The organism is Youhaiella tibetensis (genome assembly GCF_008000755.1).
Classification (GTDB): domain Bacteria; phylum Pseudomonadota; class Alphaproteobacteria; order Rhizobiales; family Devosiaceae; genus Paradevosia; species Paradevosia tibetensis.
Genome location: NZ_CP041690.1, coordinates 1,593,186 through 1,616,893, shown reverse-complemented (window position 1 = coordinate 1,616,893; position 23,708 = coordinate 1,593,186). Strand labels below are relative to the sequence as shown.

The following is a 23,708-nucleotide window of genomic DNA, read 5'->3' as shown; positions in this document are numbered from 1 at the left end:
CCGATCCGCCGGTCGCTTCCCTCCACCCCTGCAAGGGATATTTGGAACACCGATGCCCAGCTTGCGCCTGACCGGACGCGGAATGTGGATTACGGCCCTGCTGGTGCCGCCCCTTGCATTCGTGGCCATGTTCATCGTCTACCCGATCATTTCGGCCTTCGCCTACGCGTTCTTCGACTGGAACGGGCTGGCGCGTGGCGAATTCGTGGGGCTGGACAACTTCTACAAGGTGCTCTTCACCGAGCCCTATGCGAGCTGGACTCGCAATGCCTTCGGGCACAACGTCCTCGTCTTCTTCGCCCTGATGGTTCTGCAGAACGGCATCGGCTTCATCCTGGCCTATTGCCTGTGGCGCGGCTTGCCGGGCGCTCGCTTCCATCGGGTTGCGGTATTCCTGCCGGTGGTGCTTTCGACCATCATCGTGGGCTACCTCTTCAAGCTCTTCTATCACCCGCTGTTCGGCGTCGTGAACATCTCGCTCAAGGCCATCGGCCTGGGGTTCCTCGCCCAGCCCTGGCTCGGTCAGGCCTCGACCGCGCTCTGGGCGCTGATCGTCGCCAATGCCTGGCACATGGTGGGCTTTCCGACCCTCGTGTTCCTCGCCGGCATGCAGCGCATCCCGGGAGAAATCCTTGACGCGGTGCGCATGGAAACCGAGAGCGAGTGGACCAAGGTCACCAAGATCGTCTGGCCGCTCGTCGCGCCCAGCGCCACGGTGGTCTTCACCCTGCTGTTCGTGGGCGCCTTCAACTGGTTCGAATTGCCCTACGTGATGGTGGGCCTGGATGGTTCGCCTTATGGCTCGACCGACGTGCTGGGCCTCTATTTTTACCGCACGGCGTTCGGCAACCAGTCGAGCGCGGCGCAGGATTTCGGCGCGGGTAGCGCCCTGGCCGTTCTCATCTTCCTCTTCGTTGCTGTGCTCGCCAGCATTCTCACCACCAGGCTGCGTGCGCGGGAGATCCAGATATGACCACCGCGACCGCCACAAAGGCCGCCAGCTACGATCGCCCCGGGCTGCTCTCCACACTCGGACGGGACGGCCTCATCCAGGTTATCCTCTGGGCCAACACCTTCATCATGCTGGCGCCCATCGTCATCATGGTGTTCTCGGCCTTCAAGACCAACGCCCAGATCTTCGCCTCGCCGTTCTCGGTGCCCGACCTCACCCATGTCGGAAACCTCACCAAGATCTGGACGCAGACGAATTTCCTGCGCTACCTCCTCAACTCGGTCATCGTGACCGGCTCGTCCATGGCCTTGATCCTGGTGCTGGGCACCATGGCCGCGTATGCCATCGGCCGCTATGAGTTCAAGGGATCGGGCTTCATCCTGATGTTCTTCCTGGCGGGCCTGACGCTGCCCCTCAAACTCGCCATCATCCCGCTCTTCATCCTGATGCGCGACTTCGGCATCCTCAACAACCAGCTCTCGCTGATCCTCGTCTACGTCGCGATGGGGCTGCCCACGACCGTCTTCATCCTGACCGGCTTCATCCGCACCCTGCCCAATGAGCTGGAAGATGCGGCGCGCATGGATGGCGCGAGCGAATTGCGGATCATGTGGTCGGTGATGCTGCCGCTGGTGCGTCCGGCAATGGTTATCGCCGCCATCCAGAACGTCGTGCCGATCTGGAACGACTTCTTCTTCCCGCTGGTCTTCATCCAGAACGACAACCTCAAGACGCTGCCGCAGGGCCTGACTAGCTTCATGGGCGAATACACCACCGACTGGGGCGTGCTGTTCGCGGGCCTGACCCTCTCCGCGGCCCCGATCATCCTCATCTACATCATCCTGTCGCGCCAGTTCATCAACGGCATGACTGCCGGAGCCGTCAAATGAACTACAAGCTTCCCAAGGGGGCGCTCATCGTCTCGTGCCAGGCGCGCGCCGACAATCCCCTGCACGGGCCGCAATATATGGGGGCCATGGCGCTTGCAGCGCGCGACGGCGGGGCTGCGGGCATCCGGGCCAACGGCCCGGAAGACGTGCGGGCGGTCAAGGCAGCCGGCTTGCCGGTGATCGGGATCAACAAGGTGTTTTCTGACACCTACCCCGTCTACATCACCCCTGACTTCGCTTCCGCCAAGGCGCTTGTCGATGCCGGCGCCGACATCATTGCGCTCGATTGCACGCCCCGCGCGCGGGACGGCGAGCCTCCCGAAACCCTGGTCCGCCGTATCCGCGACGAACTGGGTGCCGAAGTCTTCGCCGACATTTCGACTCTCGAAGAGGGCATCGCGGCAGAAAAGATGGGCGCGACCTACATCTCGACCACGCTCTCGGGCTACACCGAATACACGACCAAGACGCCCGGCCCCGATCTCTATCTGGTGCGCGCGCTGGCGGCTCGGGTCGAGGCCCCCATCGTAGCCGAGGGGCGCTACAACACGCCGGAACTGGCGCGCGCCGCCATCGACGCGGGCGCTTATGCCGTGGTCGTCGGCACGATGATCACCAACCCGCGCGAGATCACCAAGGTCTTTGCCCGGGAAGTCCTGGGGACGCGATGAGCCAGGGATTTCTCGGCATTGATATCGGCGGCACCGCTTCGCGCTGGGTGCTTTTGGCCGAAGATGGCGCTGTTGCCGCGCGTGGCGCCTCTGGCGGCGCCACCGGGCACACGTTCAATCCGGTCGAGCGTGAAAAGCTTGCCGCCGTGCTGGCCGAGATCGCGAGCGTCTCGGGCGCCCGCCCGGCGGTCGTCACGATCGGGGCGACTGGCTTGGGGCCGCGGGCCTATGACGACGTCAAGGTCATGGTCGCGGATCTCCTGGGCACGCCGCGCGAGTCCGTCCTCACCATGGACGATATGGAACTCGCTTATCGCGCCGTTTTCGCGCCGGGAACGGGGCACCTCATCGCGGCCGGTACGGGCTCGGTCGGCCTTCATCTCTTTGCCGACGGGAACACCATCCGGGTCGGCGGCCGCGGGCTGCTGATCGACGACGGTGGCTCAGGCACCTGGATCGCGTTGCGCGCCCTCGATCTCATCTATCGCCGCATCGATGAAACCGGCGGCCCGGCCGAAGCCTCGATCCTTGCCGTCACCCTCTTTGAGGCCATGGGCGGGTCGAGCTGGGACGATACCCGCGCCTTCGTTTACGGGGGCGACCGCGGCCAGATCGGCCAGTTGGCCCAGAAGGTCGCAGCGGCAGCCGAAGCGGGCGATCCGCTCGCCCTTCGCATTCTGGCCGACGCCGGCGTAGAACTCGCCCGGCTTGGCCTCGCCCTCGTCAAGCGCACGCAGAAGCTGCCGATCGGTTATGTCGGGGGTGTCATCAGGCTGCATCCAGCGATCAAGCAATCTCTGCTGGCGGCCCTCCCCGGCCAGGACGTATCGTTCCCCGAGACGGACGCCGCTCTCCATGCCGCGCAAATGGCGCGCACCCACCACGTTACGGAATAGACCATGTCGACCACAGAAACTGCCTCCTCCCGGTACGCCACGCTTGAGGACTGGAGCACGTCCGATCTCGTGGCCGGCATTCTCGAAGGCCAGTATTACGCGATCGGCGCCGTGCAGGCTGCCAGCCAGGCAATCCGCAAGGCCATCGACCTGAGCGCGGAGCGCCTGGCTGCCGGTGGACGTCTCGTCTACATCGGCGCCGGCACGTCAGGGCGCATTTCGACCCAGGACGCGGCGGAACTGACACCGACCTTCAACTGGCCCGCCAGCCGCGCCGTCAGCCTCATGGCGGGCGGCGAAGGCGCCTTCCTGCGCGCCAAGGAAGGCGCGGAGGATGACGAGGCCGCTGCGGTGGCCGACCTGGATGGCGTCGCGGTCGGCCCCAACGACGTCGTCATCGGCGTCGCAGCGAGCGGGCGCACGCCCTACGTCATCTCGGGCCTCAAGCATGCCCGACAGATCGGCGCCCTCACCATCGGCATCTACAACAATCGCGGCGGGCGCGTCGGCGAGGCCTGCGAATTGCCTATCCTCATCGAGACGGGCCCCGAAATTCTCGCCGGCTCCACCCGCATGAAGGCCGGCACCGCCCAGAAGGCTGCGCTCAACTGCATTTCAACCGGTGTCATGATCCGGCTCGGTTTCGTCTATCGCGGCAAGATGGTGGAGATGCAGGCCACCAACGCCAAGCTGCGCGAGCGTGGCGCGCTCATGGTCGCCGACCTGACCGACACGGATCTCGAAACGGCCACCAAGGCGTTCGAGGAAGCCGGCCGGGTGATCAAGACGGCTGTGGTGATGCTGACCCTGGGTCTTTCCAGGGATGATGCCTTGGCCGTCATCGCGTCGGCCAACGGGAACCTGCGCGCCGCGCTCACCCGCTGACAATCTGAATCACGAAGGCCGGCTATCCCTTTGATTTTGAATCGGGATGCCGGCCTTCTTCATAGATTGATTCAACTGCCCTTAGGCCCACCCCTATTGGAGAATGCGGGCCTTCTGCGCGGCGAATTCCTCATCGGTCAGGATTCCCGACTTATGGAGGTCGGCCAGCTTTTCCAACTGCGCCATGGCCTCCTGGCTGAGACCGGCGGGCGCCGCAGGTTCGGGCGTGGCGGGCGGTGCTCCTGCGGCCGGCGCGCTGCCGCCCGCCTGACGCGCCGCGACCTTGCCGGAGACGGCAGTGGCCGTGCCGGCAATTACGGCGGTGCGAGCCACGGTTTGTGCTGTTCGCCCGACAAGGCTCGGGCCGCGTCTTCTGGTAATCATCTCACACCTCGTTGTTAGCGATGCACGTAGAACGATCCGACATTGTTCTGCAGCATCCGGTTGAGTACGCGCACGTCGCTGCGGAAGGTCGAGCAGTTCCCGAAGTTCCGCTGCGTGCAGACATCGACGGCCGCCCGTCCATCTATGCGGATGGACATGATCCGGCGGCCCCAGGCCCCCAGGTTCCGATCGCTTTCGCCGGGCCTTGCACAGAAATTCGGGCCGCGGAAATCGGCGCCCTCGAAGAAGCAGACCAGGCGGTTCGAGCCTCCGCCACCGATCGGGCCGCCGATCGGCCCGCCGCCACCGCCCGGACGTCCGGTGTCGACCACCTCGCGCAGATAGTTCGCCGAGACCCAGCCGGATGGCCCGCGATGGTCGATCAGGCACCAGTTGTTCTGGCACCGCACGATGTGCACGCTCTCCCCGCGCTGTAGCACGTCCACGACGCGATGGTTGGTGCCCGGGCCCTGGCGCACGTTGACGTTGGCCGTGGCGACGGCGTTGCCACGCATGGCTCCGCCACCACCTCCACCGCCTCCCGGTGTGTCAGGCACGATCACGAACGGCTCGATGGCCAACGCCACGCCGATGCCACCCAGACCCGATCCCAGGGCGACCGCCAACAGCAGCGAGCGCAACACTTTCAGTGGCATCATCGGTACTCTCCTCACTAGATGCGGTTGGCCGTGAACACGCGCGGTCCCTTGAACCGAACGGTCGGGCGATAGGTGCAACGCAGGGACGAAAGCCGCATCAATTGGCCGACGACGCCCATCGAACGTCCCGTCGGGCGGCAATCCATAGTGGCGGCCTCCCAGGCGACGCCGCCGCCGCACGAAGCGCGCTGGATATCGACGAGCACGTCGCGACCGGCCGTGTGCCAGGTCAGGCGCCCGTCGCAACGCACGCCGCCGCCGCGCACCTGGTAGGTGCCGCGCCGTTCGAGGCAGAAGCTGAGAATGTAGGGCCCATAGAGGGGCTGGTTGGCCCTGTAGCAGCCATAAACGCCTACCCCGCCGGGATGATCCGGCACGATGACGAAGGCGTTGGCATCCTGGGCGATGGTCGGTCCGGTCAGAAGACCTGCCAGGAGCATGATGCTTCCGAGCAGGCGGGCAAGAGCTTTATGCACGTCCTTCTCCTCCCATTGGATTTGAAGGAAACGTTACTCCCTTTCACCACGGAGGAAATTGGCAGGAAATCCTCGGTTTTGGCGCCCTGTACCAAAGTCGGCCGGCTCACTCCCCGGCGATGAGGCGATAGCCGACGCCCGGTTCGGTCACAATAAAGCGCGGTTCGGCTGCGTCATCCCCAAGCTTGTCGCGGATATGGGCCACCGCGATGCGCAGGTAGTGGGCATCCTCAAGGTGCGCCGGCCCCCAGACCATCGAAAGCAGCTGGCGATGCGTCACCAGCCGACCGGCGAACTTGGAGAGGAGCGCCAGCACCTCGAATTCCTTACGGGTCAGCTTGATCTCCTCGCCCGCCAGGGTCACCTCGTGGCGGGCGAGATCGACCTGCAGGTCGCCGGCGACGATGGTCGACGGCTCGGTGTCCGGAGACTTGCGGTTGCGCAGGAGGGCGCGGAGGCGCGCCATGAGTTCGCCGGTGGCGAAGGGCTTGGTCACGTAGTCGTCCGCACCGGCGTCGAGGGCGGCGATCTTCTCGTTCTCCGCGTCCCTCACCGAGAGCACGAGGATGGGCACCTGCGACCATTCGCGGATGGCGGTGATCACCGCCTTGCCGTCCATGTCCGGCAAGCCGAGGTCGAGGATCACCACGTCCGGGGCCGTGGTCGCGGCCAGTTCAACCCCTGCCCGTCCCCGCTCGGCTTCCTCGGTCTCAAAGCCGGCGCTCGCCGCCACGATCGTGAGGAAGCGCCGGATGGGCGCCTCGTCTTCGATCAGGAGGATGCGGGGCTTGGATTGGCTGCTCATTCTGTCTCTTGGGGCAAGGCACGGGGGTTGGCGAGCGGCAGCGTGATGACGATCATCGCGCCGTGGCCGGCCGGATTGTCCTTGACGCCGACCGTTCCGCGCATGGCTTCAACGAAGCCGCGAACGATTGCAAGCCCCAGTCCCGTCCCGGAGGGGCGGCGGTCGCCTTCGGTGACGCGATAGAAGAGCTCGAACACCTTTTCCCGCTCCGCCTGCGCGATGCCCGGCCCCTCATCGGCTATCGAGAGCGCGACACCCTGGGCGGTCGCCTGCCCGGAGATCACGATTTCCGATCCGGCCGGCGAGTATTTGGCGGCGTTTTCGAGGACGTTGGCGATGGCCTGGGTCAGCAGAACCGGGTCCGCCTCGACGCGCGGCAGGGCCCGGTCGAGGTCGATGCGAACGCGATGACGGACAAGCACCCGCTCCAGGTCGTGGCGCGCCGCGCCCACCACCTCGCGCAACTCGATCGCGGCAGTCTTCGGCGTCAGCGCGCCGTATTCGAGCCGGGTCATGTTGAGCAGGTTCTGCACGTATCGATCCAGCCGCCTAGCCTCGTCGAGCGCCGTTTCGAGAAGCGCACGGCGATCCTCGCTTTGCAGGCCGGGTTCGCCGAGGCTCGAGATCGCGCCGATCACCGAAACCAGTGGCGTGCGCAGGTCGTGGCTGAGCGAGTTGAGCAGCGCCGAACGCAGCTTTTCGCCTTCGGCCTGAACGCGCAGATTTTCGAGATCCCCGGCCATGCGCGTCCGCTCGACGGCGACCGCCACCTGGTCCTCGACTGCCAGCAGCAGCCGCTTGGTTTCGGGATCGAGGCTCTTGCGGGGGTCGCGGAACTGCACGCCGATCACGCCAAGCGGCTTGCCCGTGGCGAGGGGAACGAACAGCCAGTCCGAGGTCGGAAGGGTCTGGGTGCCGGCTCCCGCGGGCTCATTGCGCTCGAACGCCCAGCGCGCTGCCCCCAATGCCCGGGCGTCCAGGTTCTCCTCGATGCTCGGATAGCCCTGCACCTGTTCGAGCTGCCCGGCGTCGTCCGGCATGAGGATCAGCGACCGGCAATCGAGCGTTGCCGCGATGTGATAGGCGCCGGCGTAGAGCACGTCGTCCGGTTCGGTCTTCTCTGCGATCCGCCTGGCGAAGTCGTAGAGCGTTTCCGTCCGTCGCTGGGAGGCGCGCATGAACTGGACCTGCGCCCGCAACCGACCGGCCAGGGTGCCGGTGAACAGTGCCCCGATGAGAAAGAGGAAGATGGCCACCACATCTTCGACCTGCCGGATGGTGAAGCTGTAGAGAGGCTCGGAAAAGAAGAAGTTGTAGGAGAGGAACGAGACCAGGCTGGTCGCGAGGGCCGGGCGCAGGCCGTAGCGTGCCCCCACGAAAAGGACGCCGACCAGGTAGATGACGGCCAGCGACGCCAGCGGGACCGGGTAGATCTCCAGCGCCGCCCAGGCCACGAACGTCGCCACGGCGGCGCCCACCGCCCCCACCAGCACGCCCCACCAGTTGATGGACAGGTCGACATGCAGCCCCGGGTGCGGTTCCTCGCGATTGCCGGTCCCTGCAACCACAGTCAGCTCGAAGTCGGTGGCGGCGTCGAGCAGCTTGTCTGCCACCGGCTCGCGCAGGAAGTGCCAGGGGCGGCGCGGCCTGGGGCGGCCGATGACGATGCGCGAGACGTTGCGGTGCCTGGCGAGGTCGAGGATTTCCTCGGCCGCATTGCTTTCGGCATGAAGGGTCACCGTCTCGGCGCCCAGGCTTTCGGCAAGCTGCATGGCCTCGGCGATGCCACGCTGTGCCGCGTCCCCCATGGCCTCGTGGCGCGGCGTCACCACGGTAGCGACCAGCCAGGGGATGTTGGCCCGCTCGGCCATGCGCTTGCCGGCCCGCACCAGCGTCTTGGCTATGCCGGCTTCGTTGATGCAGACGAGCAGGCGTTCCTGCGTCGGCCAGGGGCCACGGACGGCATTGGCCTGCATGTAGGCCAGCATTTCGGCATCCACCCGGCTGGCGGCGGTGCGCAGCGCCAGTTCGCGCAGGGCCGTCAGGTTCCCCTTGGTGAAGAAGTTCTCGAGCGCGCGGCCGATATTGCCCGGCACGTAGACCTTGCCTGCCTTGAGGCGGGTGATCAGCTCCTCGGGCGGCAGGTCGATGATTTCGATGTCGTCGGCGCGGCGTAGGATTTCGTCCGGGACGGTTTCCTGCACCCGCACGCCGGTAATCCGCGCAACGACGTCGTTGAGGCTTTCAATGTGCTGGACGTTGAGCGTGGTGGTGACGTCGATGCCGGCGTCGAGGATTTCCACCACGTCCTGCCAGCGCTTGAGATGGCGCGATCCGGGCACGTTGGTGTGCGCCAGCTCGTCGATAATCGCAAGTTGCGGCTTGCGGGCCAGCACCGCGTCGATGTCCAGCTCCTCGAGCATCTGGCCGCGATACTCCACCTTGCGGCGCGCGATCTGCTCGAGCGGCTTGAGGAGCTTGGCGGTTTCGGCGCGTCCGTGGGTTTCGACCAGCCCCACGACCACATCGATGCCCGCGCGCTTGCGGTTGTCCGCCTCCTCGAGCATGGCAAAAGTCTTCCCGACGCCGGGTGCGGCGCCGAGGAAGACCTTGAGCTTGCCCCTGCCCTCCTTGCTGATTTCGCCAAGGAGGGCTTCGGGGGTCGGTCGGCTGGGTTCGGCCAGAGCCATCTCGTCCTACGATTTGAGAGCGTCGAGCGCCATGTTGAGCTCGAGCACGTTGACTCGGGGCTGCCCGAGCATACCAAAGTCACGTCCCCTGGTATGCTGCGCAACGAGTTGCTCTATATCTTTGACCGGCAAGCCGCGCGCAGCAGCGACGCGGGCGACCTGCCAGGCCGCGCCTTCCGGCGAGATGTCGGGATCGAGCCCGGAGGCGGAGGCCGTCACCAGGTCTGCAGGAACGGGCCCTTCTCCGCCCAGCGCGGCGGCACGTTTGCGCACCTCTTCGTCCAGCGCCTTCGAGCTCGGTCCGAGGTTCGATCCCGACGACGACGCCGCGTTGTAGGGATCCGGCCCGGTCGCGGACGGACGCCCGTGGAAATAGCGATCCGACTGGAAGGATTGCCCTACGAAGGCGGAGCCGACGAGCTTGCCGTCCACGGTGACCATCGAACCGTTCGCCGAACCGGTGAAGACCGATTGTCCGATGCCGGTCATGGCCAGCGGATAGGCGACGCCGGTGAGAAGGGTCAGCAGGCCCAGCGTAGCGATTGCGGGTCGCAGATGTGTAAGCATGCTATCTCTCCTCAAACCAGGTGGAGCATGGCGACCGCCATGTCGATGAGCTTGATGCCTATGAACGGCACGACGAGTCCGCCCAGCCCGTAGATCAGCAGGTTGCGGGACAGGAGGGCGGAGGCGGTGGCGGGCTTGTAGCGCACGCCCCGTAGCGCGATCGGGATCAGCGCCACGATGACGAGCGCGTTGAAGATCAGCGCCGAGAGGATCGCCGATTCCGGGCTCGCCAGCCCCATGACGTTGAGCACCTGCAGCCCCGGATAGGACGAGACGAACAGCGCCGGCAGGATGGCGAAGTACTTGGCCACATCGTTGGCGATCGAAAAGGTGGTCAGCGCTCCGCGCGAAATCAGCAGTTGCTTGCCCACCAGCACGATCTCGATGAGCTTGGTAGGGTCGCTGTCGAGGTCGACGAGGTTGCCCGCTTCCTTGGCTGCCGGCGTGCCCGAGTTCATTGCCACCCCGACATCGGCCTGGGCCAGGGCGGGCGCGTCGTTCGAGCCGTCCCCGCACATGGCTACCAGCCGTCCGTTCGCCTGTTCGCTGCGAATGAGCTCGAGCTTGCGCTCGGGCGTGGCCTCGGCGAGGAAATCGTCAACCCCGGCTTCCGCGGCGATGGCGGCAGCCGTCAGCGGGTTGTCCCCCGTGATCATCACGGTGCGAATGCCCATGGTGCGCAATTCGGCGAAGCGCTCGCGGATCTGCGGCTTGACCACGTCCTTGAGGTGCACGACGCCCAGGATGCGGCGATCCCTGGTAACGACCAGCGGCGTACCACCCGAACTCGCGATCCGGCGGATGATCGCGTCGAGCTCGGTGCCCGAATGCTGGTGGGCATATTTGAGTACCGCGTCCGAGGCGCCCTTGCGCAATTCGACGCCATCGGGCAGGTCGGCGCCCGACATGCGGGTCTGGGCGGTAAAGGGCACGAAGGTCGCCTCGTCGCGCACCGGGTTATCCGAAAAGCCGAACTTGCGCTGCGCCAGCTCGACGATCGACTTGCCTTCGGGTGTGTCGTCGGCAAGCGAGGAGAGGAACGCCGCCTCGGCGAGTTCGCGTTCGCTGATTCCGGGCAGAGGGTCGAAGGCGTCTGCCATGCGGTTGCCGAAGGTGATGGTGCCCGTCTTGTCGAGCAGCAGCACGTCGATATCGCCGGCCGCCTCGACGGCGCGCCCGGACTTGGCCACGACATTGGCCTTGACCAGCCGGTCCATGCCGGCAATGCCGATGGCCGAGAGCAGGCCGCCGATCGTGGTCGGGATCAGGGTGATGAACAGCGCTGCCAGGTAGATGGTGGGGATATGGGAGCCCGACCAGAGCGCGAAGAACGGCAGCGTCACCACCACGAAGAGGAACACCAGGGTCAGCGCGGCAAGCAGGATGTCCAGCGCGATTTCGTTGGGGGTCTTCTGCCGCTTGGCGCCTTCGACCAGCGCGATCATCTTGTCGAGGAACGTTTCGCCGGCCTTGGCGGTGATCCGGACCACGAGCCAGTCCGAGACGACACGCGTTCCGCCCGTCACGGACGAACGGTCGCCGCCCGATTCCCGGATGACGGGCGCGGACTCGCCGGTGATCGCACTCTCGTCGACCGAGGCTATGCCCTCGATGACCTCGCCATCCGTCGGTATGACATCCCCGGACTCCACGACGATGATTTCGCCGATATCGACATCGGCAAGATCCTGCCATTCGAAGATTTCTCGGTTCTTGGGGTCGACCAGAACCTTGGCACGTGCCGAGGCCTTGGTGGCACGGAAGGCATCGGCGCGGGCCTTGCCGCGCCCTTCCGCAATAGCCTCGGCGAAGTTGGCAAAGAGCACCGTGAACCAGAGCCAGATGGCAATCTGGACCCCGATGCCGAACGAGGGCGCACCCGTCACGCCGTCGCGGATCGCCAGGATGGTGGTGAAGACCGAAACGAGGGCGGTGACGAAGATCACCGGGTTGCGCATCAGCCCCTTGGGGTTGAGCTTGGTGACGGCCTGCCCGGCTGCCCGCAGGAGGATGGCGGGATCGAAGAGGCCGATTTCCCTGGTAAGGGTTGGCTGTTTGGACATGAGACTATCCTTAGAAGCTCTGGCCGGCGGCAAGGGATACTTGCTCGGCAATCGGACCCAGGGCGAAGACGGGCAGGAAGGTGAGCGCTCCCACGATGAGGACGGCGACGACCAGCAGCGTGACGAAGAGCGGTCCGTGGGTCGGGAAGGTGCCCGCCGAGGGCGGCGCGCTCTTCTTGGCGGCGAGCGAGCCCGCGATCGCCAGGATCGGGATGATGTAGCCGTACCGGCCCAGGAGCATGGCGATGCCGAGGAAGGTGTTGTGCCAGACCACGTTCGCCGTGAAGCCGGCAAAGGCCGAGCCGTTGTTCCCCGTCGCTGAGATATAGGCGTAGAGCAGTTCGGAGAGCCCATGCGGCCCTGCGTCCTGCACGGAGGACTGTGCGGTGCCTGCCAGGATCGCCAGGCCCGAAAACACCAGCACGCCGATCGGCATCACCATCAGGGTCAGGGCCGCGAGCTTGACCTCGCGCGCCTCGATCTTCTTGCCCAGGTACTCGGGCGTGCGTCCCACCATCAGTCCGGCCAGGAAGAGGGTTACGATCACCATCAGCAGCATGCCCGTCAGGCCGACGCCGACGCCGCCGAAGACCACTTCGCCCAGCGCCATGTTGAGCATGGCGATGAGGCCACCCAGCGGCGTGAAACTGTCATGCATGGAGTTGACCGAACCGTTGGAGGCGGCAGTCGTTGCCTCGGCCCAGATCGCCGAATTGACGACGCCGAAGCGGACTTCCTTGCCCTCCATGTTGCCCATCTCGCTCTGGACGATGCCGGCCTGGAGCGGATTGCCCGCCTTTTCGGCCGCGTAGATGCCGGCAAAGCCGAGCACCAGCAGCACGCCCATGGCGGCAAACAGGGCCCTGCCCTGCCGCTTGTCGTTGACCATCCTCCCGAAGGTGAACGGGAAGGCGACCGAGACCACGAAGATCGCGATCATGGTCAGGAGGTTCGACAGCGCCGTCGGGTTCTCGAGGGGGTGGGACGAGTTGGTATTGAAGAAGCCCCCACCATTGGTCCCCAACTGCTTGATCGCGAGCTGGGAGGCCACCGGGCCGACCGAGATCGTCTGGTGCGCGCCTTCGAGCGTGGTGGCGGAGACGGAAGCATCCAGGGTCTGAGGCACGCCGGTCCACATCAGCACGACCGCCAGCACGATGGCGAGCGGCAGCAGGATGTAGAGTGTGGAGCGCACCATATCGACCCAGAAATTGCCGATCGCCTTGACCTGGCGCGCCGCCAGCCCGCGCGCCACGGCGGCGGCCACGGCCATGCCGGTGGCGGCAGAGAGGAAGTTCTGCGTCGTCAGGCCGGCCATCTGGCTGAAGTTGGAGAGCGTGGTTTCGCCCCCATAGGCTTGCCAGTTGGTGTTGGTGACGAACGAGACCGTGGTGTTGAACGCCAGGTCGGGCGCGAGCCCGGGAAGGCCGGCGGGGTTGAACGGCAGCAGGTCCTGGAACTTGAGGATCAGGAACAGCAGCACGAACCCGGCGGCATTGAAGGCGATTAGGGAAAGCGCATAGGCGCTCCAGTGCTGCCCCTGCCCGGCCTTGACGCCGGCAACGGCATAGATGCCACGCTCGATTGGGGCCAGGAACTTGAGTTCGCCTGAATAGACGCGCGCCATATAGAGCCCGATGGGCACGGCCAGCCCCACGAGCAGCGCGCCATAGATGGCGACTTGGACGAGGTCGGAAACCATTGGAATGCTCACCTAGAAGCGTTCGGGGCGCAGCAGCGCCGCAAGGAGATAGACGAACAGGGCAGCAGCCAGGATCGCGCCCAGCACGATATCGAGGGTCACTTGAGCTGCTCCACGGCAAGGACCAGCAGCGCGGCGACCGCAAAGGCCGCCAATCCGCCGGTCAGAAACACGAGATCGAGAAACATGATCGCTCCATCCGATTGGGATGAAGCCGCGATAGAGCGAGGGCGCGTAACGGCGCCAGACCGATTGCCCCAACCCCGCGTAAAGCCTGCGTAAAATCGCTGGCCCACCCGCCCTTAAACCCCGGCACGGGCGTTCCCCGCGCGCCATATGAATGGATTTGCAAATCCATTTGCAAATCGATTTTGAGCTGCTAACAATACCCTTCATGAGCACGATCTCGAAAGTGGCGGAGCGAGCGGGGGTGTCGCGTACGACTGTGTCGCACGTGCTCAACCATGCCGACCGGGTTTCCAAGCCACTGCGCGAACGCGTGCTGGCCGCCATCGAGGAGCTGGGCTACGTCCCCAACCCGCAGGCGCAGAGCCTGCGCACCGGGCGAACGAACTTGGTGGCCATCTTCATCCCGGATATCCTCAACCCCTATTTCACCGAACTGGTCAAAACGGTGCAGACCGAGATCGAGGCGTCCGGCATGGACACCCTGGTCTTTAACACCGACGTGCCGGGCGGCCACCCGGAGTTGCACGGGCGCGAATATCTCAAGCAGTTGAGCCGCAAGCGGGTTGATGGCGTGATCGTGGCCGATTTCGCGCTGCACGGCATGCTCGACCAGATCGAGCAGATCGACCTGCCCGTGGTCTTCATCGGCCCGCTCGACAGCCCGGGCATCGACAGCGTCAGCCTCGACGATTATGGCGGCGGCTATCTCATGGGCACGCATCTGGCCAGGGCCGGACACCGCCGTATCGCCCATGTCACCGGCCCCACCGCATTTCGGGAATCGGGCGCGCGCAGTGCCGGGTTCGAGCAGGCGCTGGCCGATCATGGCGTTCCGCTTGACCCGACACTGCGCTTTGAGGGTTCGTTCCTGCCGCCTTCGGGGCAGGCCGCCGTCGGCTGGCTCTGCGACACCCATGCGGAGGCCCTGCCCTCGGCGGTGTTCTTTGCCAACTCGCTCATGGCCATCGGTGCCCTGACCGAATTCTACGATCGCGGAATCCGCGTCCCCGGCGACATCGCCGTGGCCACCTTCGACCACATCGCTCAACTCGAATATGTCCGGCCGCGCCTGACCACGGTGGGCAACAGCCCCGAGGTGCTGGCACGCCGGGCCACGCAAATGCTGCTCGACAGGCTTGGAGGCGACGTCGGGCAAGCGTCACGCAGGGAAACAGTCCCCTGCGTGCTGATGGAGTACGAAACCGCCTGAACCGCCGGGGCCAAAACCCCGGTCAAAGACACTTCAAGGGAGGAGTGCTATGACTAGCGACAACAATACGCCACGGGGCTGGTCCCGTCGTTCGGTGCTCAAGGGCGCCACCGCGCTCGGTGCGGCCGGCGTTGCGGGCCTGCCGATGATTGGCAAGGCGTTCGCGCAGGACAACGCCCTGAGCTTCTGGCAGTTCTACGCCCCCCGTGGCGACGTCAAGACCCAGGTCGATTGGTTCACCACCATGGTCGATGCCTGGAACGCGGCCAACGACACCAAGGTCAACCTCGAATACGTCGTGGGCTCGGACTATATCTCCGGCTCCAAGCTCGCCACTTCGTTCGCTTCGGGCCAGGGCCCGGATATCTTCATCATCTCGCCGGGCGATTTCCTGCGCTATTACAACGGCGGCGTCCTCGCCGACCTTACGCCCCATATCGAAGCGGCCGCGCAGCAGGATTTTCCGCAAAGCGTGATCGCCAACCGCATGGTGGACGGCAAGATTTACGGCGTGCCGATGGAAGTTGAGCCGATGGCTTTCTACTACTCAGTCAAGGCCTTCGAGGATGCGGGCCTTAACGAAAACGACGTGCCAAAGACCTGGGACGAGCTGCTCGAACTCGGCAACAAGCTCACCACCGGGGAGCGCTACGGGCTCATGTTCGAGACCGGTCCCGGCTACTACCAGAACTTCACCTGGTATCCCTTTATGTGGCAGGGCGGCGGCGAATTCCAGACGGCGGAAGGCAAGTCAGGGTTCGATTCCCCGGCCGTCGTGCAGGCCCTCAAGCTCTGGCAGGATGCGATCAATTCCGGCGCTGCCCCGCGCCAGATTCTGGGCGGTGGCGGCGGCGATATCGTCGCCAATCTCGGGTCCGGCTACTGCGCCATGCAGAACGTGGGCATCTGGGGCATCTCGGCCATGGAGAACAACGCGCCGGACGTTCCCTACGGCATATTCAAGCTTCCCGTCCCCAATGGCGGCAAGTACGTGACCGTCGGCGGTGGCTGGGCTTTCGTCGCCAACGCCAAGGGCAAGAACCCGGAGGCCGCCTCCAGGTTCATCGCCTGGGCCCTGGCCTCGATGGCTCCGGATTCTATCCAGCGCGTGGTTGATTGGTGCACTGTCGCCAAGTCGGACATGCCCCCGCGCGACAGCGCGCTCAGGCAAGGCGGGGAAGCGTTCAACAAGGGCAAGATGGCGGTATTCTCCAAGGACATCCATCCCGGCACGCGCGCCGAACCCCGCGTGCCGCCGGAGGTCTACAAGATCATCTCCGATGCCATCCAGGCCACGCAGTTGGGCGGCGCCGATCCGCAGGCGACCGCGACCGCTGCCTCCCAGCAGCTCGACGCATTCCTTGCGTCCTATAGCGGCGCGCCGATCCTCTAACCATGACCATGGCGACAACATCGCAGAAAGTGGCGGGCACAAAGCCCGCCACCCTCCGCCTCTCCGCCAGACGGCGCGAGGCGATCGCGGGGTATCTCTTTGTCCTGCCGGACGCCTTGGGCCTGCTCGTCTTCATCGGCCTGCCGATGATCCTGGCGCTGGGGATCAGCGTCTTCGAGGTCGATGGCTTCGGTAACTTCAAATTCGTGGGTTTGGCCAACTACGCGCGAATGTGGAGCGACGCCCTCTTCTGGCAGTCGCTCAAGGTCACGCTGGTCTTTGCGGTCCTGCTTGTGCCGCTCCTCTACGTGGCGGGCCTCGGGTTGGCGCTGCTCGTGCAACGCAATGGCCGCTTCAACACCGTCATGCGCGCCATGTTCTTCGCGCCGCAGATGGTCAGCCTCGTCGTGGTGGCCCTCGTCTGGCAGCTCATGACCGTCGACAAGCTCGGGCTCCTGACTCGCCTGCTATATTCTCTGGGCCTGGGGTCGGTTTCGCTGCTGGGCAATCCCAACTTTGCGCTCTTTACGGTGACCGGCGCCTGCGTCTGGTTCCTGATGGGCTTTTACATGCTCATCTTTCTGGGAGGCCTGCAGGACATTCCCAAGGAATACTACGAGGCCGCCAGGATCGATGGCGCAGGGCGCGTCCAGAGTTTCTGGTACATCACGCTGCCGCTGCTGCGGCCGACCAGCTTCTTCGTACTTCTCGTCTCCGCGGTCGCCGCCGTCGCGGGCGCGCAGGCCTTCGACCTCGTCTATGTCATGACGCGGGGCGGCCCCGCAAACTCTACGGCCCTTCTCATCACCTACATCTACCAGCAGGCCTTCCAGTACTCGGCCTTCGGCTATGCCGCGGCGCTGGCGACGCTTCTGGTGATCGTGTTGATGGCAGTGACCGTCGTCTTCTTCTTCCTCACCCGCGGCGGGAGGTTCCAGTATGAGTAAGCGCCCGCCGATCCTCTACACGGCCCGCCAGGTCAGCACCGTCCGCATCGTCTGGATGCTGGTGACGCTGGTGCTCGCGGTGATGACCATCTTCCCGCTGCTCTACATGCTGGCCATTGCCTTCAAGGGACCGACCGAAGTCTTCAAGTCCAACCTCATCCCGGACAGGCCGACGCTCGACAACTTCATCTACGTGCTCACCGAAGTGCCGTTCTGGCGATACCTGCTCAACACGTTCTTCGTGTCGGTCGTCGTCACCGTCATCGCGCTCTTCTTCCACACGATGGCTGGCTATGCTCTCGCGCGGCTGCGCTTTCCGGGGCGCGAAACGATCTTCCTGGCCATGTTCTCGACCTTCCTCGTATCCCTGCCTGTGATCATCGTGCCGCTGTTCATCCTGGTGCGCTCGATGGGGCTCCTCAATACCTATGCGGGGCTCATAATTCCTTCGATTTTCAATGCTTTCGGCATCTTCCTGCTGCGCCAGTACTACCTCTCGCTGCCGCGCGAACTCGAGGAAGCGGCGGTCATCGATGGGGCCGGCTATTGGCGGATCTACCTCAGTGTCATCCTGCCCTTGAGCCGGCCGATCATCGCGGCCCTGGCCATCCTCTTCTTCCTGGCCAATTGGAACGCTTTTCTCTGGCCGCTCACGGTCGCCGCCGACCCTAATCTCTGGGTCGTGCAGGTCGCCATCTCCAACTTCAAGAGCCAGTACGCGGCCTCGTGGAACTACACCATGGCGGCCTCCACCATCGTGGCGCTCCCCATGCTCACCCTCTTCCTGATCTTCCAGCGGCAGATCATGGAATCCATCAAGACCAGCGGCCTCAAATAGGCCAATGCAACGGACAACAAGAATGACAAGCAGTTTCAACGGCCTGGGCGTCAACCTCTCCAATCTCTACCGTCTCTCGAACGCTCAGACGCGTTCGATTTCGCCCGAGAACTTCACCGGGGAGAAGGGGAAAGGCGGCATGGCAACCGAGGGCACCGGCGCCATTCATGCGCGCGGCCTCGGACAGGGCTGGAAGATTTCGCCCTCCATCCGCATCGAGCCTGGTGAGACCCGCGTCCTCGGCGAGATCCATGGCCAGGGCGCCATCCAGCAGATCTGGCTCACGACGGCGAACCTGCGCTGGCGCGACCTGATCCTGCGCATCTACTGGGACGACAACGAGCATCCCTCGGTGGAGTGCCCGGTCGGAGACTTCTTCTGTTCCGGCTGGAACCAGTTCGCCCAGGTGTCCTCGCTGGCGGTCTGCGTCAATCCCGGCCGCGCCTTCAACTGCTACTGGGAGATGCCGTTCCGCAAGTCGGCCCGGATCACCATCGAGAACCGCGATCCGGACGATTTCGGCATCATCTACTACCAGATCAACTATGCCCTTACCGACGTTCCCGAAGACGCGGCCTATTTCCATGCCCAGTTCCGCCGCACCAATCCCCTGCCCTTCAAGGAGGATTACACCATCGTGGACGGCATCAAGGGGCGCGGCCACTACGTTGGGACCTACATGGCCTGGGGCGTCAACAATGCGGGCTGGTGGGGTGAAGGCGAGATCAAGTTCTTCATGGACGGGGACCGCGAATATCCCACCATCTGCGGCACCGGCACGGAGGACTATTTCTGCGGCGCCTACAATTTCGATGGCGGCGTGGTCGATGACACCATGGAGAGCCGGTATCGCGAATTCACCTCGCCCTATTCGGGCTTGCCGCAGGTGCTGCGCCCCGACGGAACCTACCGCAGCCAGCAGCGCTTCGGGATGTATCGCTGGCACCTCAATGACCCGATCCGCTTCGAGAGCGACCTGCGCGTGACCATTCAGGCGCTCGGCTGGCGCACCGAAAAGAAGGACCGGCGCTACCTGCCGCTCCAGGACGATATCGCCTCGGTGGCCTTCTGGTACCAGGCCGAACCGGCGGCGCCGTTCCCGCAATTGCCCGATCGCGACTATCTGGAAATCATCTGAGGCAGGCACCATGGCATCGGTCGCTATCCAAACAATCCGCAAGGCCTATGGGAACCTGGAGGTCATCCATGGCGTCTCCACCGACATTGACGATGGCGAGTTCGTCGTCCTCGTCGGACCGTCCGGTTGCGGCAAGTCCACGCTCCTGCGGATGATCGCCGGGCTGGAGGAAATCAGCGGCGGCACGATCTCGATCGGCGACCGGGTCGTCAACGACGTGCCGCCCAAGCAGCGCAACATCGCCATGGTGTTCCAGAACTACGCGCTCTATCCGCATATGACCGTCGCGCAGAACATGGGCTTTTCGCTCAAGTTGGGCGGGGTGGAGAAGACCGAGATCAAGCGCAAGGTCGAGGAGGCGGCCGCTATCCTGACGCTCGAAAATCTCCTCGATCGCTATCCAGCCCAGCTGTCCGGCGGGCAGAGGCAGCGCGTCGCCATGGGTCGGGCCATCGTGCGCAATCCGGAGGTGTTTCTGTTCGACGAACCGCTATCGAACCTGGACGCGAAGCTGCGCGTCCACATGCGGGCCGAAATCAAGGAACTGCACCAGCGCCTCAAAACCACGACCGTCTATGTGACCCATGACCAGGTCGAGGCCATGACCATGGCCGACCGGATCGTGGTCATGCGCGATGGCGTCATCGAGCAGGTCGGCACGCCGCTCGAACTCTATGACCGCCCCCGCAACAGTTTCGTCGCCGGTTTCATCGGCAGCCCCGCCATGAACTTCCTGCCGGGAACGGTCGCCAGCGGGCGTTTCACCGGACCGGGCGGCATAGCGGCAGATGCGGCCGGGATCAGGGATGGGGAGGTCCTCTGCGGCGTGCGCCCGACCCGCCTGCTTGTAGCGGAAGGCGGAACGACGGCCGAGGTCAAGGTGATCGAACCGACCGGCGAGGAAACCCAGGTCATCGCCCGGCTCGGGACAGACGACCTGACGCTTCTGAGCAATCAGCGGCTTGCCCTGCGTCCCGGCGACCGGATCGGGGTGGCGATTGCTCAGGACAGCGCCCATTATTTCGATCCGGCAAGCGGCCTTAGGCTTTAGCCTTCAGGCCGCGTGCGGAAACCGCACCGAGGCCCGCAGGCCCCTGCCTGCGGCGCCGTGGGCGAGTTGGAGTTCGGCGCCAAAGAGCGCTGCGATTTCCTCGACGATGGGGAGGCCGAGGCCCGTCCCCGTCGCCGTTCCCGATTGGCCGCGGAGAAACCGGCGGCGTACCGCGCCGCGCAGGTCGTCCGGCACGCCCGGGCCGTTGTCCTCGACTTCGAGGATCGACACCTCGCCCTCCCGGCGAACCCTTACGGTGGCTTCGGCGCCGGGGCCGGCATAGGCAATGGCGTTGTCGATGAGATTGCCGAGCATCTCGCGGATCAGCAGGCCGTCGCCGAGGATGTTCACGCCGTCGTCTCCCTCGAAGCCCAGGTCGACATTATTGGCGCGGGCGCGCGGGACGCGGTCGGCGGCGAGATCACGGGCGAGCGCGGAGATATCCACCGGCTGGCCCACCTGGCGGTCAGAGGCGGCGGAGTCGATCCGCGCCAGGACGAGGAGCTGGGAGAGGATGCGCTCGGCATCGGCCACCGCCAGGTCCGCCACGCCGGCGGCGCGGCGCGCGCCTTCCAGGCTCTCGGCCCTCGTGGCCAGCGCGAGTTGCGTGCGGATAATCGCCAGCGGCGTGCGGAGCTGATGGCTGGCATTGCCCGTGAAGTGCTTGAGCCCCTGCAGCGCGGCATCGAGGCGCATCATGAAGGAATTGACGGTATCCACGAGGCTCCCGACTTCCTTGGGCACGGGCTCCTCGATCGGGCGCAGGTCATCCGGCGAGCGGCGTGCGATCGCGGCGCGCATGCGATAGAGCGGCGCCAGCGACGCCGTCACCGCCACCCAGACGATGCCTGCGGCGGCCAGCACCAGGATGCCCAGCCGCACCGCCGAGCGCAGCAGCAGCGCATTGGTCAACTGGCTGCGCGCGATGGTGGTTTCGGCCACGGTCACCCGGAAGGGAATGGCTTCGAGCCCCGAGGAGGCCGAGCGCTCCAGCGCCGCTAGCCGGATGGGCTCGCCCCGGAAGCTGCCATCGAAGAAGGAAATGTCCTGGCCGGGCACCGTCTCGACCACCGGCAATTCCTGGTAACCGGTAATGAAAGCGCCCCTGGGGCCATCGATGCGGTAGAAGACCCGGTCCTGCGCCGATGAAGTCAGCATCTCGAGCGCCACATAGGGGATGTCCACCTCGAGGCTGCCGTCCTCGGCCACCACCACGCGCTCGGCGATGGCGAGGGTCGAGCCGGCCAGCACGCGGTCGGAAACGGCATTAGCCGTCCCCATGGCCTCCCGATGCGTATCCAGAAGCGCCAGCGCCGCCACGAGCAGCAGCGGGGCCAGCAGCAGGACGAGCAGTCGGCGCCGCAGCGAATAGGTCGTGCGCGCCGTCATCCGCCGGCGCCGACCTTGTCGAGATAGTAGCCCAGCCCGCGCGCGGTGCGCACGGTCAGCCCCAGCGGGGCCAGGCGCTTTCGCAGGCGCGAGGCGTATTGCTCGACCGCGTTCGTGCTCAGGTCGTCGTCGAACGCCGAGAGCGACTGGATGATCGCCTCCTTGGCCACCACCTTGCCGGCCTTGAGCATGAGCGTTTCGAGCACGCTCAATTCGCGGGCGGGGATATCGAGTGGTTTGCCCTCGAACGAAGCCGTGCGCGTGTTGAGGTCGAGCAGCACCGGGCCGAAGCTCACCTGCGAGCCGCGCAGCCCCGCCTGGCGCCGAAGCAACACGCGAATCCGCGCTTCCAACTCGCTGACGTCGAAGGGTTTTGTCAGATAGTCGTCCGCCCCGAGATCGAGCCCTTTCACCCGGTCGTCGAGCGCTCCCCGCGCTGTCAGGATGATCACCGCCGTGTTGGACTGGCGGGCGCGCAGCGTCCTCAGCAGCTCTAACCCATCCATCTCGGGCAGGTTGAGGTCGAGCACCGCCAGGTCGTAGGACTGCGTGCGCAGGGCCGCCTCGGCCGAAAGACCGTCGTGCACCGCATCGACTGCATAGCCGTTGCCCTTGAGCACGGCACAAAGACCCTCAGCCAATGTGAGGTTGTCTTCAACCACTAGAATACGCATGGGTCCTCCACCCTGTCCCCAGTCTAGCGTCTGCGTTGGCGGTTGTGAAAGGCCCGGCGCCTGCTAAAGATGGGGCCATGATACGCGTTCTGTTCGCCGCCATACTGCTCTTCGCCGCCGGTCCGGCCTGGGCGCAGCCGACGATCTACCCGGCCCTTTCCGGCAAGAAGGACGCGCAGACGCTGACGGTCTATTCCTCGCTCGACGCCCCTCTCAATGCGCCGCTCATCGCGGCATTCCAGGCGGAAAACCCAGATATCGCGGTGCGTTACGAGGATATGCTCACAGGTGGAATCTACGACAGGATCGTCGCTGAGACCGATGCTGGGCAGCCGACGGCCGATGTCGCGTTCTCCTCGGCCATGGATTTGCAGGTCAAGCTCGCCAATGACGGCTACGCCCAGCAGAGCGACCTGGCGCTGAGTGCGCGCTGGCCGCGCTGGGCGAACTGGCGCAACACGGCCTATGCCCTCACCTTCGAACCGGCGGTCTTCGTCTACAACAAGAGGGCCTTCGAGGGCTCGCGCCCGCCCCAGACCCGGGGCGAATTCATCGACTATCTCGAGCAGCACCGGGACGCCGCCTTCGGACGCGTCGGCACCTACGACATCGAGCGGGCCGGCGTCGGCTTTCTCTTCCTGGCGCGAGACCAGGACCAGTATTCCGACGTCTGGGCGCTGGTGGAGGCCATGGGCGCGGCGGGGGTGAAGCTCTACTCCACGACTTCGGCCATTCTCGAACGCGTCGGGGACGGCCGGTTTGTGCTCGGCTACAATATCCTGGGATCCTATGCGGCCGATTGGGCGACGCGAAACCCCGACCTCGGCATCGTCCTGCCCAAGGACTACACCACCGTCATGTCCCGCATCGGGCTGGTCCCCAAGGCGGCCGCGGCTCCCGAGCTGGGGCGCAAGTACCTGGAGTTCATGATGTCGGCGCGCGGGCAATCGGTGCTGGCGCACAACATGCACATTTCGGCCATCAACCCCGAGGTCGAGGGCCCGAACACCATCGCCTTCATGCGGGCACAGGACGACCTGCAATTGAGCCCGGTTCCGGTGGGTCCCGGTCTCATGGTATATCTGGACCAGGTCAAGCGCATGCGTCTCATCGATCGTTGGAACAAGGCCCTGCGCGGCCAGTGATGTCAGGTTCGTGACAGCTATTTGTGTTCATCTGCCCTGGGGAACCGCAAAGCGGCCCCGCAAGAGGTTTGGGAGGACCTCGCCGCGCTGACGA

General features: G+C 65.1%; 23 protein-coding genes. 12 read left to right on the top strand and 11 right to left on the bottom strand.

Features of this window, described 5'->3' with window-relative positions; translation table 11 throughout:
• The first annotated feature begins 52 nt into the window (after window positions 1–52).
• From FNA67_RS07790 to FNA67_RS07770, 5 genes are read left to right on the top strand one after another with little or no spacing between them, the layout of a single operon-like run.
• Window positions 53–973, top strand: a complete 921-nt coding sequence (locus FNA67_RS07790; RefSeq protein WP_147655635.1) for a carbohydrate ABC transporter permease — start codon at window positions 53–55, stop codon at window positions 971–973.
• On the top strand, window positions 970–1,842 hold the full coding sequence (locus FNA67_RS07785; RefSeq protein WP_147655633.1) for a carbohydrate ABC transporter permease: 873 nt from the start codon (window positions 970–972) through the stop codon (window positions 1,840–1,842). Before FNA67_RS07790 ends, FNA67_RS07785 begins: the two co-directional genes overlap by 4 nt.
• A complete protein-coding gene (locus tag FNA67_RS07780) occupies window positions 1,839–2,513 on the top strand; it encodes an N-acetylmannosamine-6-phosphate 2-epimerase (RefSeq protein ID WP_147655631.1) in 675 nt (224 codons plus the stop codon). Before FNA67_RS07785 ends, FNA67_RS07780 begins: the two co-directional genes overlap by 4 nt.
• Window positions 2,510–3,409, top strand: coding sequence for an N-acetylglucosamine kinase (locus FNA67_RS07775; RefSeq protein WP_147655629.1), 900 nt, complete (start codon window positions 2,510–2,512; stop codon window positions 3,407–3,409). The genes FNA67_RS07780 and FNA67_RS07775 overlap by 4 nt, the downstream gene beginning before the upstream one ends.
• Before the next feature lie 3 nt (window positions 3,410–3,412).
• Window positions 3,413–4,294 (top strand): N-acetylmuramic acid 6-phosphate etherase, encoded by an 882-nt coding sequence (locus tag FNA67_RS07770; RefSeq protein WP_147655627.1) that lies wholly within the window; start codon window positions 3,413–3,415, stop codon window positions 4,292–4,294.
• 93 nt (window positions 4,295–4,387) lie between these two features.
• Here FNA67_RS07770 and FNA67_RS07765 read toward each other — a convergent pair whose 3' ends face one another.
• The 9 genes from FNA67_RS07765 to kdpF all read right to left on the bottom strand — a co-directional run bounded on the left by FNA67_RS07765 (window position 4,388) and on the right by kdpF (window position 13,742).
• Window positions 4,388–4,678, bottom strand: coding sequence for an SHOCT domain-containing protein (locus FNA67_RS07765; RefSeq protein WP_147655625.1), 291 nt, complete (start codon window positions 4,676–4,678; stop codon window positions 4,388–4,390).
• A gap of 14 nt (window positions 4,679–4,692) precedes the next feature.
• Entirely contained in the window at window positions 4,693–5,337 is a 645-nt protein-coding gene (locus FNA67_RS07760) for an SH3 domain-containing protein (RefSeq protein WP_147655623.1), read from the bottom strand.
• Between the two features lie 14 nt (window positions 5,338–5,351).
• Entirely contained in the window at window positions 5,352–5,813 is a 462-nt protein-coding gene (locus FNA67_RS07755; protein ID WP_147655622.1) for a hypothetical protein, read from the bottom strand.
• Between the two features lie 106 nt (window positions 5,814–5,919).
• Complete coding sequence (locus tag FNA67_RS07750; protein WP_147655621.1) at window positions 5,920–6,618, bottom strand: response regulator; 699 nt, start codon at window positions 6,616–6,618, stop codon at window positions 5,920–5,922.
• Window positions 6,615–9,308: a sensor histidine kinase gene (locus tag FNA67_RS07745; protein WP_147655620.1), complete on the bottom strand. Its 2,694-nt coding sequence runs from the start codon at window positions 9,306–9,308 to the stop codon at window positions 6,615–6,617. Before FNA67_RS07745 ends, FNA67_RS07750 begins: the two co-directional genes overlap by 4 nt.
• A 6-nt stretch (window positions 9,309–9,314) precedes the next feature.
• Window positions 9,315–9,875 carry a potassium-transporting ATPase subunit KdpC gene (kdpC, locus tag FNA67_RS07740; protein WP_147655619.1) on the bottom strand — a complete coding sequence of 187 codons (561 nt, stop codon included), beginning with the start codon at window positions 9,873–9,875 and terminating at the stop codon, window positions 9,315–9,317.
• A gap of 11 nt (window positions 9,876–9,886) precedes the next feature.
• Complete coding sequence (gene kdpB, locus FNA67_RS07735) at window positions 9,887–11,938, bottom strand: potassium-transporting ATPase subunit KdpB (protein WP_147655618.1); 2,052 nt, start codon at window positions 11,936–11,938, stop codon at window positions 9,887–9,889.
• 10 nt (window positions 11,939–11,948) lie between these two features.
• Window positions 11,949–13,640, bottom strand: coding sequence for a potassium-transporting ATPase subunit KdpA (gene kdpA, locus FNA67_RS07730; RefSeq protein ID WP_147655616.1), 1,692 nt, complete (start codon window positions 13,638–13,640; stop codon window positions 11,949–11,951).
• Between the two features lie 12 nt (window positions 13,641–13,652).
• Window positions 13,653–13,742, bottom strand: a complete 90-nt coding sequence (gene kdpF / locus FNA67_RS22065) for a K(+)-transporting ATPase subunit F (protein ID WP_145976700.1) — start codon at window positions 13,740–13,742, stop codon at window positions 13,653–13,655.
• A 238-nt stretch (window positions 13,743–13,980) separates the two neighbouring features.
• Here kdpF and FNA67_RS07720 point away from each other — a divergent pair, with 238 nt between their 5' ends.
• Genes FNA67_RS07720 through FNA67_RS07695 form a run of 6 tightly spaced genes read left to right on the top strand, consistent with a single transcriptional unit; the run spans window position 13,981 to window position 20,406 of the window.
• Window positions 13,981–15,039: a LacI family DNA-binding transcriptional regulator gene (locus FNA67_RS07720; RefSeq protein WP_342211037.1), complete on the top strand. Its 1,059-nt coding sequence runs from the start codon at window positions 13,981–13,983 to the stop codon at window positions 15,037–15,039.
• A 49-nt stretch (window positions 15,040–15,088) separates the two neighbouring features.
• Entirely contained in the window at window positions 15,089–16,432 is a 1,344-nt protein-coding gene (locus tag FNA67_RS07715) for an extracellular solute-binding protein (protein ID WP_147655612.1), read from the top strand.
• Between the two features lie 2 nt (window positions 16,433–16,434).
• A complete protein-coding gene (locus FNA67_RS07710) occupies window positions 16,435–17,379 on the top strand; it encodes a carbohydrate ABC transporter permease (protein ID WP_244616527.1) in 945 nt (314 codons plus the stop codon).
• Window positions 17,372–18,217 carry a carbohydrate ABC transporter permease gene (locus FNA67_RS07705; protein WP_147655611.1) on the top strand — a complete coding sequence of 282 codons (846 nt, stop codon included), beginning with the start codon at window positions 17,372–17,374 and terminating at the stop codon, window positions 18,215–18,217. Before FNA67_RS07710 ends, FNA67_RS07705 begins: the two co-directional genes overlap by 8 nt.
• Window positions 18,218–18,239: 22 nt before the next feature.
• Window positions 18,240–19,355, top strand: a complete 1,116-nt coding sequence (locus FNA67_RS07700; RefSeq protein ID WP_147655609.1) for a glycoside hydrolase family 172 protein — start codon at window positions 18,240–18,242, stop codon at window positions 19,353–19,355.
• Window positions 19,356–19,365: 10 nt separating this feature from the next.
• The gene (locus tag FNA67_RS07695) at window positions 19,366–20,406 is read left to right on the top strand and encodes an ABC transporter ATP-binding protein (RefSeq protein WP_147655608.1); all 1,041 of its coding nucleotides are present in this window, start codon (window positions 19,366–19,368) and stop codon (window positions 20,404–20,406) included.
• A 3-nt stretch (window positions 20,407–20,409) separates the two neighbouring features.
• Here the strand turns inward: FNA67_RS07695 and FNA67_RS07690 are convergent, their stop codons facing one another.
• Window positions 20,410–21,795, bottom strand: a complete 1,386-nt coding sequence (locus FNA67_RS07690; protein ID WP_147655607.1) for a sensor histidine kinase — start codon at window positions 21,793–21,795, stop codon at window positions 20,410–20,412.
• Window positions 21,792–22,469: a response regulator transcription factor gene (locus FNA67_RS07685; protein ID WP_049704634.1), complete on the bottom strand. Its 678-nt coding sequence runs from the start codon at window positions 22,467–22,469 to the stop codon at window positions 21,792–21,794. Before FNA67_RS07685 ends, FNA67_RS07690 begins: the two co-directional genes overlap by 4 nt.
• A gap of 77 nt (window positions 22,470–22,546) precedes the next feature.
• On the opposite strand from FNA67_RS07685, the gene FNA67_RS07680 reads away from it, so the two are divergent.
• Entirely contained in the window at window positions 22,547–23,614 is a 1,068-nt protein-coding gene (locus tag FNA67_RS07680; protein WP_147655605.1) for an ABC transporter substrate-binding protein, read from the top strand.
• Window positions 23,615–23,708: the final 94 nt, after the last annotated feature.